Below are 14,310 nucleotides of genomic sequence, written 5' to 3'. Positions count from 1 at the left end.
ACGATCATGAGCAACACGAACCCCCTCCTGGACGTCTCCGGGCTGACCAAGCACTTCCCGATCAAGGGCGGCTTCCCGATCAAGCGGACGGTCGGCGCGGTGCAGGCCGTCGACGGTCTGGACTTCCAGGTCGCCGAGGGCGAGGCGCTCGGCCTTGTCGGCGAGTCGGGCTGCGGCAAGTCGACCACCGGCCGGCTGATCACCCGCCTCCTGGAGCCGACCGGCGGCAAGATCTCCTACCGCGGGCAGGACATCACGCACGCGGGCCGCAGGCAGCTGGCGCCGATCCGGTCCGAGATCCAGATGATCTTCCAGGACCCGTACGCGTCCCTCAACCCGCGGCAGACGGTCGGCAAGATCATCGCGGGCCCGATGGAGATCAACGGCATCAACCCGCCCGGCGGCCGCGAGGCCCGGGTCCGCGAGCTCCTGGAGATCGTCGGTCTCAACCCGGAGCACTTCAACCGCTTCCCGCACGAGTTCTCCGGCGGCCAGCGCCAGCGCATCGGCGTCGCCCGCGCCCTCGCGCTGGAGCCGAAGCTGATCGTCGCCGACGAGCCGGTCTCCGCCCTGGACGTCTCCATCCAGGCCCAGGTCGTCAACCTGCTCCAGAAGGTCCAGCGCGAGCTGGGCATCGCGTTCGTCTTCATCGCCCACGACCTCGCGATCGTGCGGCACTTCTCGCAGCGCGTCGCGGTCATGTACCTCGGTAAGATCGTGGAGATCGCCGACCGCGAGGACCTGTACGACAACCCGCGCCACCCCTACACGCGGGCCTTGCTGTCCGCCGTGCCCGAGGCGACGGTGGACGTGGAGCCGCGTGAGCGGATCCGACTGGTCGGCGACGTCCCGTCCCCGATCAACCCGCCGTCGGGCTGCCGCTTCCGCACCCGTTGCTGGAAGGCGACGGAGAAGTGCGCGACGGAGGCCCCACCGCTGGTCCAGGCCGAGGGCAACAAGCCCGGCCACCTGACCGCGTGCCACTACCCTGAGGTACGGGACATGGTTCCCGCCCCGCGCCTCTCCAAGGACCCCGAGGCAGCGGCCTGACACACCCCTTTCCGTCAGCCGCCGCCTGCGGAACGGACCTTCACCGGCCCATTGACCCGAGCCCTGAACGTCCGCTCCAGGGGAGAAAGGCCCGCACCTCCCCAGGTGCGGGCCTTTCTCATGGCCGCCGCCGTCAGGAGGGGGTGGCGTCGCCCGTGCCGGCGTCGGGCAGCGACGCGTCGCTCTGCGGCGGGGCGGCGGGCGCCGCCGTACCGGCCACGAGGGGCTCGGGCCGGTCCGCGTCCGGGGCCCGCAGCGACCGCACCGCGGGAGACAGGAGTGCGGCGAGCGTGGCAGCGACGATCAGGACCGCGCAGACCTCCAGCATCCGGTCGGTGCCGAAGGCGTCGGCGGCGGGACCCGCCAGGGCGAGGCCGAGCGGCGCGAGGGTGAGCGAGCCGAACCAGTCGTAGGAACTGACCCGGGACAGCGCCTCCTCGGGGACCTCACGCTGGATGGTCGTGGACCACAGCACGCCGAAGAAGTCGAGGCTGACGCCGGCGGCGAAGGCGCCCACGGCCACGACCCACAGGGGCGCCCCGACCCCGAGGAGGACCGGCGGCAGGGCGACGGGCAGGGTGAACAGGACCGCCGCCAGGATCGGCCGCCCCACCCGGGTACGGCCCGCGATCCCTGCGCCGGCCACCGCCCCCAGGGCCTGTGCGGCCACCACCAGCGACCAGGCGCGGGCCCCGCCGAAGTGGGCACTCGCCGCCAGTGGCCCCAGGACACCGGCGTTCGCGTTCATTGCGGCGACGACCACGGAGAACTGGACGACGACCACCCACAGCCACTGGCGGGAGGCGAACTCCTGCCAGCCCTCGCGTAGATCGGCCCAGCCCAAGGCGGCCTTCCGTGGCCGACGGCTCAGCCGCAGCGGGACGGTGAGCGCGGCGCTGACGACGAAGGACAGGCTGTTGAGGGCCAGCGCCCAGCCGGCCCCGACCCATGCCACGGTCACGCCCGACAGGGCCAGCCCCAGCAGCAGCGAGGTGTTGGTACCGACCCGCAGCAGGCCGTTGGCTCGCTGGAGCACCTCGGACGGCACCAGCCGCGGGATGACCCCGTCCATCGCGGGCCCGAAGAGGGCGGACGCGACTCCCGCGGTGACGGCCAGTGCGCACAGTGCGGCGACCGGGGCGTGGCCGCTGAGCACCATCGCCGCGAGTCCGCCGTAGGAGAGGGCGCCCAGCACGTCCGACACCACCATCAGCCCGGAGCGGGAGACCCGGTCGGCGATCACACCGCCCACCAGGACCAGAGCCAGCTGCGGGACCGCCTGGCAGGCGACGACCAGCGAGAGCTCTCCCGGGGTCGCGCCGGGCAGCGAGAGCACCGCGAAAGCCAGCGCGATCCGGGCGAATCCGTTGCCCAGGACGGAGATGATCCGAGCCAGTGCCAGCCGGACGAAGCCGGCGTTGCGAAGTAAGGAGGGGGTGCGATCAGCGACAGACATGGACGGGCACACTACGCCTTCGGCGTCTCGGGCCCTTCTCTCCCCCTGCGGTCGCGTCGACGACCACCCTCACGCCACCCCCAACTCACACCACACGTACTTGCCCCGGTCCCCGAACCGGGCGGACGGCTGCCAGCCCCAGCAGTCGGCGCTCGCCACCACCAGGCCCAGCCCCCGCCCCGCCTCTTCGAGACCCGCCACCGCCTCCAACGACCCCGGCGGCTCCGGAGGCACGGGATCCGCATCCCACGCCCCGATCCACACGACGCCCTCCGGGGAACGCCGGACCCTCAGTGCAGCAGGCCCCTTCGTGTGCCTTACGGCGTTGGAGACCAGCTCCGCCGCCAGCAGTTCCGCCGTGTCGGCCAGGCCGATGAGCCCGTGCATCGTCAGGATCAGACGCAGGGTGCGGCGGCAGATCGTGACCGCTCTGAGGTCGTTCGGGACGGACAGCGTGTAATCCCAGGTTTCGGGCATGCGTCATCAACTCCGGTCGGATGAAGGGGATTTCACGCACGGTGGCATCGCCGCATGACGATGCGGTGCACTTCCGCAGCGTGTGCGCTACATCACCGACGGTAGGTCATAAATTTCATTCGCCGCAAGCGGATCGCGTAGCCTGACCTCCGAACGAGTGGACTCACCAGGGACGTTGAGGAAAGAAGGACGCCGTGCCAGCACGTCGGCACCCCACCGCACGCCAGGTACGCCTAGGGGCCGAGCTTCGAAGGCTGCGGGAAGCCGCCGGGCTCAAGGCAACCGAGGCGGCGAGCCTGCTCGGGGTGAACTCCGTCCAGATGAGTCAGATGGAGTCCGGGATCGCCGGAGTGAGCGAACAACGAGTTCGTCGGCTCGCGGCCAACTACGCCTGTACGGACTCGGAGTTGATCGGAGCCCTGGCCGCGATGGCGGCCGACAGGACGCGCGGCTGGTGGGAGGAGTACCGGGATCTGCTGCCCAGGCCCTTCATGGATCTACCCGAACTGGAGCATCACGCCAGCTACCGCTGGGACGTGGAGTTCCTGCACATCCCCGGTCTCCTCCAGACCGCCGAATACGCCCGGTCGCTCTTCTCCTACGTGAACCCGGAGTTCCCCCGGAGTGACGTCGATCGCTGGGTGGAACATCGTACGAAGCGTCGGGTCATCATCGAGCGCCCGGATCCGGTCCCGTACACGGCGCTGATCCACGAGGCGGCACTGCGTATTCGGGTCGGGAAGCGGCAGGCGACGCGGGCGCAGCTCATCCACCTCCTGGAACTCGCCGAGGCCGACCACATCGGCGTCCACGTCGTCCCTTTCGATCTGGACGGCTTCGGCGGGGCGGGAAGCGCCATGGTGTACGCGGGTGGCACCGTACCCAAATTGGACACCGTCGTCCGGGACGGGCCCAACGGACCCGTTTTCGTCGACGCGGAGGCCCAGCTCGCCCGCTACCGAACGCTCTTCCGTAGGGTGGAGGCGGTGTCACTCGAATCCGATCGATCGCGTGACTTCATCCACCGAGTGGTGAAGGAGCTGTAACCATGCCGACCCCCGACCTCTGGCTGAAGTCATCCTTCTCCGGAGGCGGCCAGGGGGACGCCTGCGTAGAAGTCGCCCACCACCCCACCCACATATCCATCCGCGACTCCAAGGCCCCCACCAGAGCCACCCTCACCGTCCCCGTCACCGTCTTCGCCCCGTTCCTCGAGGCTCTGAAGGGCACCGTCCCTCAGCGTCCCTGAGCGACCAGTTCCACCTCGAAGCCGTCCCTGTTCTCCAGGTACGCCGCGTAGTGGCCGGGACCGCCCGCGTACGGATGGCGGTCGGTGAAGAGCAGTTCCCAGCCGTGTTCCGCGGCCTCCTCCGTCAGCGCATCGACCGTCGCCCGGTCGGCCGCGTGGAACGCCAGGTGGTTCAGGCCCGGGCGCATCCGGTCGTGTCCGGCGTCGCCGCCCCGCAGTGCCGGCGACTCCTCGATCACGACGTACGTCGCCCCCAGTCGCCAGCTGCGGCCCCCCGGCCAGTCCTGGTACGGCGTCCAGCCCAGCCGTTCGAGCAGCCAGCCCCAGGACTCCGTGGCCTGGTCCAGATCCGCCACCCACAGCTCTACGTGATGAAGCACCCTCACTCCAAAGGAAGTTGATAGAAGGTCAAGAGGAAGCCTGTTCCTGACCCTCCGTTCAACATCATGTGGCACACTGCCGCGGTGGTCGATCATGCGTACGCGGATATCTCGCTCGCCGCGCTCTACGACAGCCTCAACCCGTGGGGGCCGGGTGACGACTTCTACCTGGAACTCGTCATGTCCGCCGGCTCTGTCCTCGACGTCGGCTGCGGCACCGGGCGGCTGCTGCGGCAGGCCCGCGAGGCGGGGCACGAGGGACGGCTGGCGGGGCTCGACCCGGCGGCCGCGATGCTCGTGCAGGGGCGGCGGGCCGACCCGGCCGTCGAATGGATCCTCGGCGATCTCCGCACCCGGCGCTGGGACGGGCCCGGCTTCGACCTCGTCGTGATGACCGGTCACGCCTTCCAGGTGCTGCTGGGCGACGAGGAGCTGCGCGTCGCGCTGACCGCCGTACGGCAGGCCCTCTCCCCCACCGGCCGCTTCGTCTTCGAGACCCGCAATCCCGGCGCCCGCGCCTGGGAGAGCTGGACCCCCGACCGCGTGCACCACGTCACCGACCCGGACGGCCGTGAGGTCCGGGTCTGGCACGAGGTCGAGGGAGCCCCGGCCGGGGACCGGGTGACCTTCACCGAGACGTACGACGGCTCCCCCTGGCCCCAGCCCCGGGTGTGCCGCGCCACCCTGCGTTTCCTCGGCCCCGACGCCCTCGCCGGCTTCCTCGCCGACGCCGGTCTCAAGGTCGTCGAACAGTACGGTGACTGGTCCCGGGGCCCGCTCACCGCCGACAGCCCCGAGATCATCACCGTCGCGCAACCGGGCTAGGGCTGGTCCTGGTTGTCCTCCTCCAGCGCCACCAGCGCCGGGTCCAGGATGATGTCCTCTTCCCGCGCCTCCGTCGTCGGCTCCTCCGGGAAGTGGCAGGCCGTCAGGTGGCCCTCCCGGTTGCCCGAGATCTGGACCAGCGGCGGTTCCTCCGCCGCGCACTTGTCCTGGGCCTTCCAGCAGCGGGTGCGGAAACGGCAGCCGGACGGCGGGGAGATGGGGGACGGGACGTCGCCGGCCAGGCGGATGCGTTCGCGGCCGGCCGCGTCCTCATCGCCCGAGAGGTTCACCTCGGGCACCGCCGAGAGCAGGGCGTGGGTGTAGGGGTGGCGGGGACGGTTGTAGATGGCGTCCCGGTCACCGACCTCGATGATCTTGCCGAGGTACATCACCGCGACCCGCTGGGAGAAGTGCCGTACCACCGCCAGGTCGTGGGCGATGAAGAGGAAGGCGATGCCCAGTTCCCGCTGGACCTGCTGGAGGAGGTTCACCACCTGGGCCTGGATGGAGACGTCCAGGGCCGAGACGGGCTCGTCGGCCACGATCAGCTTCGGCTCCAGGGCCAGCGCGCGGGCCACACCGATGCGCTGGCGCTGGCCGCCGGAGAACTCGTGCGGGAAGCGGTTGAAGTGCTCGGGGTTGAGGCCGACGATCTCCAGCAGCTCCCGGACGCGCTTCTCCCGGCCGCCCTCCGGCTGTATCCCGTTGATCTCCATCGGGCCCGAGATGATCTTGCCGACGGTCTGGCGCGGGTTCAGCGAGGAGTACGGGTCCTGGAAGATCATCTGGATCTCGGAGCGGATCGGCGCCAGCTGCTTGCGCGAGGCACGGCTGATGTCCTTGCCGCGGTACGAGATCGAACCGCTGGTCGGCTCCATCAGGCGGGTGATCAGGCGGCCCGTCGTCGACTTGCCGCAGCCCGACTCGCCCACCAGGCCGAAGCTCTCACCCACCCCCACGGTCAGGTCGATGCCGTCCACGGCCTGGACGTGCCCGACCGTCCGCCTGATCGGGAAGCCGCCCTTGACCGGGAAGTACTTGGTCAGCCCGGAGACCTCCAGCAGCGGTTCTCCGGCGGCGGCCTCGCGCTGGGCCGGAAGGATCGTGTCCTGGGTCATGACGTGTCGTCTCCTAGCCCAGTCGGGGCTTGATCTCTTCGATGAAAATGGTTCGCTTCTGGTCCGCCGTGAGGTGGCAGGCCGAGGCGCGGTCGGGGGCCAGGAGCGGGCGTTCGGTGACGCAGCGGGCGCCGCCGACCCGGTCCTGGAAGGTGCAGCGCGGGTGGAAGCGGCAGCCGGAGGGCGGGTTCAGCAGGGAGGGCGGGGTGCCGGGGATCGGGCTCAGCGGGGTGGCGAGGTCGGAGTCCAGGCGGGGCATGGAGTTCAGCAGGCCCCAGGTGTAGGGGTGCTGGGGTGCGCGCAGCACCTCGTCCACCGTGCCGCGCTCCACCGCGCCGCCCGCGTACATCACCATGATGTCGTCGGCCATGTCGGCGATCACCCCCAGGTCGTGGGTGATGAAGATGATGCCCGATCCGAACTCCTGTTGCAGGTCCTTGAGGAGGTCCAGGATCTGGGCCTGGACCGTGACGTCCAGGGCCGTGGTCGGTTCGTCGGCGATCAGCAGGTCGGGGTCGCAGACCAGGGCCATCGCGATCATCGCGCGCTGGCGCATACCGCCGGAGAACTGGTGCGGGTAGTCCTTCGCCCGCGCCGCGGGGTTGGGGATGCCCACCTTGCCGAGCATCTCCACGGCCCGCTCCCAGGCCGCCTTCTTCGAGGCGCCCTTGTGCTTCATGAACGGCTCGGCGATCTGGCGCCCGACCGTGTAGTACGGCGACAGCGCGGTGAGCGGGTCCTGGAAGATCATGGCGACCTTGTTGCCGCGCAGCTTCTCCATCTCGGATTCCCTGGCGGTGGTCAGTTCCTTGCCGTCCAGGAGGATCTCGCCCTCGACGGTGGTGAACTGCGGGTTGTGCAGGCCGAGGATGGTGAGGTTGGTGACGGACTTGCCGGAGCCCGACTCGCCGACGATGCCGAGCGTCCTGCCGCGCTGCACGTCGAACGACAGCCCGTCCACGGCCCGCACGACACCGTCCTCGGTGCGGAAGCTGACGTACAGGTCCCGCACGGAGAGGAAGGCGCCCGCGTCGGCCGGGGAGGGGGCGCCGGCGTCCTTGGTCAAAGTGGTCACGACGGTTCTCCTCTTACCCGGCTAGGCCAGCCGGATGCGCGGGTCGATGAACGCGTACGCCGCGTCGACGATGATGTTGAACAGCAGGATCATGGCGGCCGAGAACAGCATCACGCCCAGCAGCAGCGGAAGGTCGCTGAAGAACACGGACTGCACGGCGAGTTGGCCGAGCCCCGGCAGACTGAACGTGTACTCGGTGATGATGGCTCCGCCGAGCAGCGAGCCCAGGTCGATGCCGAAGATGGTGACGATCGGGATCAGTGAGCCGCGCCAGGCGTAGCGGAAGAAGACGTACCGCCGGGACATGCCCTTCGCGCGGGCCGTGCGGACGTGCTCCTCCTGCAGCTGTTCGATCATCGCCGAGCGCGCCATACGGGTGTACTGCGCGGCGAAGATCGTGGACAGCACCACCCAGGGGATGATCAGTCCGGTGAACCAGGTGACCGGGTTGTCCTCGAAGTTGTTGTAGGCCGGTTTGTCGAACCAGTGGGTCTGGTAGACGAGGACAGCGAGCGCGAGCGGGCCGAGGAAGTAGATCTGCATCGAACTGAGCACCATCGCCCCGGCGGTGGCGGCCTTGTCCACGAGGGTGCCGCGTTTCCAGGCGGCCGCGAGGCCGGTGCCGAGACCGATGACCAGGAAGCAGACCGCACCGCCCAGGGTGAGCGAGACCGTGGTGGGCAGCCGGTCCATGAGCGTCGGCCAGACCGGGTCGTTGGTGTGGTACGAGTACCCGAAGCACGGGGCGGGGCAGGGGCCCTGGTCGAACTGGTTGCTGCCCAGTACCAGGTTGTGCAGGAAGATTCCGTACTGCTCGGGGATCGACTTGTCGAGGCCGAGCACATGGTGGATGTTCGCGAGCGACGTCGGGTTGCACGTCTTGCCGCACATCAGCAGGGCCGGGTCCCGGGGCATCCCGAAGAACAGCAGGAACGTGACGATGCTCAGCAGGAAGAGGATGACGATCGCACCGAGGGACCGGCGGACGAGGAAACGCAGCATGACAGGGGCAGCTCTCTCGCGTCGGCGGGCCGGACGGTACCCGGTACGCCGTCACCCGCGCGGGGTGGACGGACGTACCGGGTACCGGACCGACGGCGGCGGTTACTTGATGTAGAGGCGACGCGGGTCGATGCCGCCGATCACGTTGTCGTAGACGAGCCCGCCGACCTTGGAGCCGGCGATCTGGACCTGCTTGTAGTAGGCGGTCGGAACGGCGTTGACGACGTCCGTGAGCAGGTACTTGTCGATCTTCTCCCAGGCCGCGGCGGACTTGGCCGGGTCGGTGATCGCGTTGGCGGCGTCGATGTCGCTGTTGACCTTGGGGTCGTTGACGTGCGAGTAGTTCGGCGAGCCGTCGGCGATCGCCCGGCCGTCGTACAGCGGCGGGATCACGGTCGAGGCGGACGGCCAGTCGGCACCCCACGCGGTGTGGTAGATGTCGTAGTTGTTGTCGACCTTGCCGATCTGGTCGTAGTACGTCTCGGCCGGGATCTCCTGGCGCTGGACGTCGAAGCCGGCCTTCTTCAGGCCCGCCGCCATGGCGGTCGAGTACTGCTGGCCCTCAGGGGTGTTGATGTAGCCGAAGGTCAGCTTCATGCCGACCTTGCCGGCCTCCTGGAGGAGCTTCTTGGCCTTGTCCGGGTCACCGGCCGGCTTCGCCTTCTTGCCGAACGGGTCGAACTTGGAGTCGTAGCCGGTGACGGTCGGGGAGATCAGACCGCCGGCCACCTCCATGGCGTCGTTGCCTCCGTAGGCGCGGATGAACGGCGTGATGGGCAGCGCGTACGCGATGGCCTGACGGATCTTCTTGTCCTTGATGTGGTTCAGGTTGATGTTCATCTGGCCCACGTACGGCTGGTAGCCGGCGACCGTACGGGCCTTGAGGGTGGAGTCGCTGAGGACCTTGGACAGGTTGCCCGCGTCGACCTGGTTGTTGAAGCTGACGCCGGTCTGGTCGGCACCACTGTCCGCGAGGAGGGCCTTGGTGGACGTCTCGAACTGCTGGTTGAAGGTGAAGTCGAACTCGTCCACGTACTGGCTGCGGATCGGGTCGGTCTTCGCGTCCCAGTTGGTGTTCTTGACCAGGACCATCGACTTGCCCGACTTGAACGACTGGATCTTGTACGGGCCGCTCGTGACCGGGTTCTTGTCGTACTTCGCCTGGGTGTCACCCTTCTTGGACACCACCGCGTAGCCCGCCATGGCGAGCGCGTACGGGAGGTCCGGGTGGGCCGTCTTGAAGTGGAAGACGATGGTCTTGGCGTCGGGCGTCTCGAGGATGCTGTCCGGCAGGTGCTTGCCCTTGTAGGGGCCGTCCGGCAGCAGCTTGCGGTAGTCGGCGCCCGTGGTGTCGGCCAGCCACTGCTGCAGGTAGGTCGGGCCCTGGTTGATGAAGGACGCGAAGAGCCGCTCGTAGGTCTGCCGGAAGTCCGCCGACGTGATGGGCGTGCCGTCGGCGAACTTGATGCCGTCCTTGAGGGTGTACTTCCAGGTCTTGCCGCCGTCGGTGGTGGTGCCGGAGTCGGTGGCGAGGTCGCCGACGATCTCGTGGCCCACTCCCTTGTCGTCGGTCGACTTGTACCCGGTCAGGCCTCTGTGGATCAGCGTCGCGAGCGAGCCCTCGTCGGAGACGTAGATCTGGGCCGGGTCGAGGTGGGCGTAGCTGTCACGCTGGAGCACCTCCATCTTGCCGCCGCTCTTGGCGCCGGGCACCGCCTTCGCGGGGCCCTGGGAGTCGGCCGCGTCACCGAACTTGATGGCCGCCTGCTGCGCCTTGGCGTTGTCCTGGTCCTTCTTGCTGTTGTCGCTCGCATCGCTGCCTCCCTTGCTGCAACCGGTGAGCACGAGAGCTCCGGCCGCGAGCACTGAGAGCGCCGTGTATGCGTGGCGTCCGCCCCTACTCATCACTGAATTTCCACCTATCTCCGTGTCACCGGTGCACAAAGGGAATTGCCGTGCGGTATCCGGGCGAGGACGCCCACGAACGAGCGGTCAGCGCGCCGTCTTGGGATCGAAGGCGTCGCGGACCGAGTCCCCGAGCAGGTTGAAGGCCACGATGAAGATGATCATCGAGACGCCGGGGAAGAACATGTAGGTGATGTCGTTCTGCAGTACGAGCTCGGTGGAGGCCTTGGCGAACATCTGCCCCCAGTCCGGGGTCGGTTCGACGATGCCCACCCCGAGGTAGGACAGCCCCGCCTCCGCGGTCACGAACCCCGGCAGCATGTACGTCGACTGGACGAGGATCGGGGTGACGACGTTCGGCAGCATCTCCCTGCGGATGATCCGCCAGGGCGAGGCCCCGCTGACCTTGGCCGCCTCGATGAACTCCCGTTCCCGCAGCGCGAGCGAGGTGCCGCGCAGGATGCGGCCGAGTCCCATCCAGCCGAGGAACCACTGCACCAGGATCAGCGCGACCACTCGCACATAGGTGGGCGTCTCGTCGCGCGGGTTCACGAAGAGCGAGACCACCACCGGCATGCTGGCGATGAAGAACAGCTGGGCCGGGAAGGCGAGGAGGAAGTCGATGACCCGCCCGATCCAGTAGTCCGTCCTCCCCCCGAGGTAGCCGGCCGCGATGCCCAGCAGGATGCCGGTCAGCACCGTCGCGAGCGTCACCGCCACGGAGATCATCAGCGAGGTCCGGATGCCGTAGATGAGCTTGGTGAACACGTCGTAGCCGTTGCCCGGTTCGAGGCCGAACCAGAAGTCACTGCTGATGCCGCCGTTGGGCTGCACCGGCACGCCCGCGCTGTCGAAGAGTTCGGGACGCTCGTCCGCGTAGACGGTGTACGGGTTCTTGCCGTACAGCATCGAGATCAGCGGGGCGATCAGGGCGATCAGGAAGAAGAAGCCCACGACGTAGGCCGAGAGGACGCCGGTGCGGTCGCGCTTGAAGCGCATCCACATCAGCTGGCCGGGGGACCGGCCTTCGAGCTGCCTCGCCGCGGTCTTCGTGTCGGGCTGCGGTCCGCCGTCGATGACGGCCGACCTTCCGCCACCCTCTATGTCCGTAGGACTGGTCACAGTTCGTCCAATTCACAGGTCTGGGTGTGCCGAACCGGCGACCGGCATGGGGGAGCGCGGCCGCGGGGGCAGGATCTGAAGGCGTGTCAGGGCATCCCGGAGCATGCGGGAAACCCACAGCCGGACGCGCGTAGGCGAGCGACGGCGCTACGCGGCCGGCCGGTTCCTCAGAACCAGCCGCCGGACGAACAAGGGCATTCGGGAACGGACGACGATGGAACCCACCTGGTGCCTGTGACACTGCACATGGGACCCCTCCTCATGACTTCACGTGTTCACCAACCGGAGAGGGCTTCCGTCTTCCCTCCGACACCCCTGACGGAGGGTCAGACGCCCCCTGGTGCTCGTGAGTCGGCGCTGTCCCCACAGCGCGAGACCCATTGACCCGAGCGCTACGCGGCTAACTATCTGCCATGAGCCAGGTGCCGACCACTGTCTTTAAATCTCAATTCAGTCACAGCCGACGCCAAGTTCTTCCGAAAAATGGACAAACTGTTCGACGGGAGAAGGCCACGAAACGGACTTGTTACATGGGTATCGGGCGAGGATCTCCGCATTTCGGACACTGGCCGAAGGTGACTCACTCCTGGCCACCCGAAAACCGGTTGCAAAAAGCCCGGGTGCCCCCATCATGGGGGCACCCGGGCTTCGGTGTCCTGCGATCAGCCGTGCTTGGCGCGGCTGGCGGTGCGGCCGCGCTCCTTCTGGTCGAGGACGACCTTGCGGATGCGAACCGCCTCCGGAGTCACCTCGACGCACTCGTCGTCACGGCAGAACTCCAGCGACTGCTCCAGGGAGAGCTTGCGCGGCGGGACGATCGCCTCGAACGAGTCGGCCGACGACGACCGCATGTTGGTGAGCTTCTTCTCCTTGGTGATGTTCACGTCCATGTCGTCGGCGCGAGAGTTCTCGCCGACGATCATGCCCTCGTACACCTCGGTGCCGGGGTCGGTGAACAGCACACCGCGCTCCTGGAGGTTCGTCATCGCGAACGCGGTGACGGCGCCCGCGCGGTCGGCGACGAGCGAGCCGTTGTTACGGGTCGTCAGGACGCCGAACCACGGCTCGTGGCCCTCGTGGATGGAGTGGGCGATGCCGGTGCCGCGCGTATTGGTCAGGAACTCGGTACGGAAGCCGATGAGACCGCGGGACGGGACGACGAACTCCAGCCGGACCCAGCCCGAGCCGTGGTTGGACATGTTGTCCATCCGGCCCTTGCGGATGCCCATGAGCTGCGTGACCGCGCCCATGTGCTCCTCGGGGACGTCGATCGTCATGCGCTCGACGGGCTCGTACGTCTTGCCCTCGACCTGCTGGGTGACCACCTGCGGCTTGCCGATGGTCAGCTCGAAGCCCTCACGGCGCATCTGCTCGACCAGGATGGCGAGCGCCAGCTCACCACGGCCCTGGACCTCCCAGGCGTCCGGACGCTCGGTGTCGAGGACGCGCAGCGAGACGTTACCGATCAGCTCACGGTCGAGGCGGTCCTTGACCTGGCGGGCGGTGACCTTGCGGTCCTTGACGGCCGACTTCGCGTCGGCGCCCTTGCCGGTGCCGCCGCGGCCGACCAGCGGCGAGGTGTTCGTACCGATGGTCATCGAGATCGCGGGCTCGTCGACCGTGATCAGGGGCAGCGGAATCGGGTTCTCGGGGTCGGCGAGGGTCTCGCCGATCATGATGTCCGGGATACCGGCGACCGCGCAGATGTCGCCCGGCCCCGCCACCTCGGCGGGCTTGCGGGTGAGCGCCTCGGTCATCAGCAGCTCGGTGATGCGGACGTTGGACATCGTGCCGTCACGCTTGATCCAGGTGACGGTCTGACCCTTGCGCAGCTCGCCCTGCTCGACGCGGAGCAGCGCGATACGGCCGAGGAAGTTGTCGGCGTCCAGGTTGGTGACGTGCGCCTGGAGCGGGGCGGCCTCGTCGTACTCGGGGGCCGGGACGTGGGACAGGATCGTGGAGAAGAACGGCTCCAGGCTGTCGCTGTCCTGCGGGACCGTGCCGTTCTCCGGCTTGGTCAGCGAGGCCACACCGTCACGCGCGCACGCGTAGACGATGGGGAACTCGATCTGGTCCTCGTCGGCGTCGAGGTCGAGGAAGAGGTCGTACGTCTCGTTGACGACCTCGTCGATGCGCGAGTCGGGGCGGTCCGTCTTGTTGATGCACAGGATGACGGGCAGCTTGGCCTGGAGCGCCTTGCGCAGCACGAACCGGGTCTGGGGCAGCGGGCCCTCGGAGGCGTCGACGAGCAGCACCACCGCGTCCACCATCGACAGACCGCGCTCGACCTCGCCGCCGAAGTCGGCGTGGCCCGGGGTGTCGATGATGTTGATGGTGACGACCTCGCCACCGTCCTTCGGGTGGTACTTCACGGCCGTGTTCTTGGCCAGGATCGTGATGCCCTTCTCACGCTCCAGATCGTTCGAGTCCATCATGCGGTCGTCGAGCGACTCGGCGGCGTGCGCGGCGAAGGCGCCGGCCTGCTTCAGCATGGCGTCGACGAGGGTCGTCTTGCCGTGGTCGACGTGGGCGACGATGGCGACGTTGCGGATGTCGTGGCGCGTGGCCATGAAGGCGTATCTCCTGGAATGTGAGGAAGGCCCGGCGCGTACGTCGGTGATACGCGGACCCTGCCGGGCTGGACACGCCAC

General features: G+C 68.3%; 13 protein-coding genes. 4 read left to right on the top strand and 9 right to left on the bottom strand.

The features are described 5' to 3' along the window. Nucleotides 1-6 precede the first annotated feature (6 nt). Nucleotides 7-1,050: an ABC transporter ATP-binding protein gene (locus ACWDGI_RS03415; protein ID WP_450754855.1), complete on the top strand. Its 1,044-nt coding sequence runs from the start codon at nucleotides 7-9 to the stop codon at nucleotides 1,048-1,050. A 133-nt stretch (nucleotides 1,051-1,183) separates the two neighbouring features. Here the strand turns inward: ACWDGI_RS03415 and ACWDGI_RS03410 are convergent, their stop codons facing one another. Beyond that, nucleotides 1,184-2,506 carry an MFS transporter gene (locus ACWDGI_RS03410; RefSeq protein ID WP_450754853.1) on the bottom strand — a complete coding sequence of 441 codons (1,323 nt, stop codon included), beginning with the start codon at nucleotides 2,504-2,506 and terminating at the stop codon, nucleotides 1,184-1,186. Between the two features lie 69 nt (nucleotides 2,507-2,575). Further along, the gene (locus ACWDGI_RS03405) at nucleotides 2,576-2,983 is read right to left on the bottom strand and encodes an ATP-binding protein (RefSeq protein ID WP_450754851.1); all 408 of its coding nucleotides are present in this window, start codon (nucleotides 2,981-2,983) and stop codon (nucleotides 2,576-2,578) included. A 194-nt stretch (nucleotides 2,984-3,177) separates the two neighbouring features. Here ACWDGI_RS03405 and ACWDGI_RS03400 point away from each other — a divergent pair, with 194 nt between their 5' ends. Beyond that, a complete protein-coding gene (locus tag ACWDGI_RS03400) occupies nucleotides 3,178-4,029 on the top strand; it encodes a helix-turn-helix domain-containing protein (RefSeq protein WP_450754849.1) in 852 nt (283 codons plus the stop codon). A gap of 2 nt (nucleotides 4,030-4,031) precedes the next feature. Next, nucleotides 4,032-4,232 (top strand): DUF397 domain-containing protein, encoded by a 201-nt coding sequence (locus tag ACWDGI_RS03395; protein ID WP_450754847.1) that lies wholly within the window; start codon nucleotides 4,032-4,034, stop codon nucleotides 4,230-4,232. Here the strand turns inward: ACWDGI_RS03395 and ACWDGI_RS03390 are convergent. Then, on the bottom strand, nucleotides 4,220-4,612 hold the full coding sequence (locus ACWDGI_RS03390) for a VOC family protein (protein ID WP_450754845.1): 393 nt from the start codon (nucleotides 4,610-4,612) through the stop codon (nucleotides 4,220-4,222). The two genes, ACWDGI_RS03395 and ACWDGI_RS03390, sit on opposite strands and share 13 nt — an antisense overlap. Before the next feature lie 84 nt (nucleotides 4,613-4,696). On the opposite strand from ACWDGI_RS03390, the gene ACWDGI_RS03385 reads away from it, so the two are divergent. After that, nucleotides 4,697-5,437 carry a class I SAM-dependent methyltransferase gene (locus ACWDGI_RS03385; RefSeq protein ID WP_450754843.1) on the top strand — a complete coding sequence of 247 codons (741 nt, stop codon included), beginning with the start codon at nucleotides 4,697-4,699 and terminating at the stop codon, nucleotides 5,435-5,437. On the opposite strand, the gene ACWDGI_RS03380 is transcribed toward ACWDGI_RS03385, so the two are convergent. The 6 genes from ACWDGI_RS03380 to typA form a co-directional block, all read right to left on the bottom strand. Further along, complete coding sequence (locus ACWDGI_RS03380) at nucleotides 5,434-6,555, bottom strand: ABC transporter ATP-binding protein (protein ID WP_450754842.1); 1,122 nt, start codon at nucleotides 6,553-6,555, stop codon at nucleotides 5,434-5,436. The two genes, ACWDGI_RS03385 and ACWDGI_RS03380, sit on opposite strands and share 4 nt — an antisense overlap. A 13-nt stretch (nucleotides 6,556-6,568) precedes the next feature. After that, on the bottom strand, nucleotides 6,569-7,630 hold the full coding sequence (locus ACWDGI_RS03375) for an ABC transporter ATP-binding protein (RefSeq protein WP_450754840.1): 1,062 nt from the start codon (nucleotides 7,628-7,630) through the stop codon (nucleotides 6,569-6,571). 21 nt (nucleotides 7,631-7,651) lie between these two features. Beyond that, nucleotides 7,652-8,632, bottom strand: a complete 981-nt coding sequence (locus ACWDGI_RS03370) for an ABC transporter permease (RefSeq protein ID WP_450754838.1) — start codon at nucleotides 8,630-8,632, stop codon at nucleotides 7,652-7,654. Nucleotides 8,633-8,734: 102 nt separating this feature from the next. After that, nucleotides 8,735-10,537, bottom strand: coding sequence for an ABC transporter substrate-binding protein (locus tag ACWDGI_RS03365; RefSeq protein WP_450754836.1), 1,803 nt, complete (start codon nucleotides 10,535-10,537; stop codon nucleotides 8,735-8,737). Nucleotides 10,538-10,624: 87 nt separating this feature from the next. Next, entirely contained in the window at nucleotides 10,625-11,659 is a 1,035-nt protein-coding gene (locus ACWDGI_RS03360; RefSeq protein ID WP_450754834.1) for an ABC transporter permease, read from the bottom strand. A 662-nt stretch (nucleotides 11,660-12,321) separates the two neighbouring features. Beyond that, the gene (gene typA / locus ACWDGI_RS03355) at nucleotides 12,322-14,229 is read right to left on the bottom strand and encodes a translational GTPase TypA (protein WP_450754832.1); all 1,908 of its coding nucleotides are present in this window, start codon (nucleotides 14,227-14,229) and stop codon (nucleotides 12,322-12,324) included. Between the last annotated feature and the right edge of the window lie 81 nt (nucleotides 14,230-14,310).

Source organism: Streptomyces sp. NPDC001220 (genome assembly GCF_053597895.1).
Note: the sequence above shows the minus strand (reverse complement) of the source record. Positions and strands in the feature narration are given on the sequence as shown.

Excerpts from the sequence above, each read along its gene's own strand:
- ACWDGI_RS03415 (WP_450754855.1), top strand. The coding sequence starts at position 7 with ATGAGCAACACGAACCCCCTCCTGGACGTCTCCGGGCTGACCAAGCAC.
- ACWDGI_RS03410 (WP_450754853.1), bottom strand. The coding sequence starts at position 2,506 with ATGTCTGTCGCTGATCGCACCCCCTCCTTACTTCGCAACGCCGGCTTC.
- ACWDGI_RS03405 (WP_450754851.1), bottom strand. The coding sequence starts at position 2,983 with ATGCCCGAAACCTGGGATTACACGCTGTCCGTCCCGAACGACCTCAGA.
- ACWDGI_RS03395 (WP_450754847.1), top strand. The coding sequence starts at position 4,032 with ATGCCGACCCCCGACCTCTGGCTGAAGTCATCCTTCTCCGGAGGCGGC.
- ACWDGI_RS03380 (WP_450754842.1), bottom strand. The coding sequence starts at position 6,555 with ATGACCCAGGACACGATCCTTCCGGCCCAGCGCGAGGCCGCCGCCGGA.
- ACWDGI_RS03370 (WP_450754838.1), bottom strand. The coding sequence starts at position 8,632 with ATGCTGCGTTTCCTCGTCCGCCGGTCCCTCGGTGCGATCGTCATCCTC.
- ACWDGI_RS03365 (WP_450754836.1), bottom strand. The coding sequence starts at position 10,537 with ATGAGTAGGGGCGGACGCCACGCATACACGGCGCTCTCAGTGCTCGCG.
- typA (WP_450754832.1), bottom strand. The coding sequence starts at position 14,229 with ATGGCCACGCGCCACGACATCCGCAACGTCGCCATCGTCGCCCACGTC.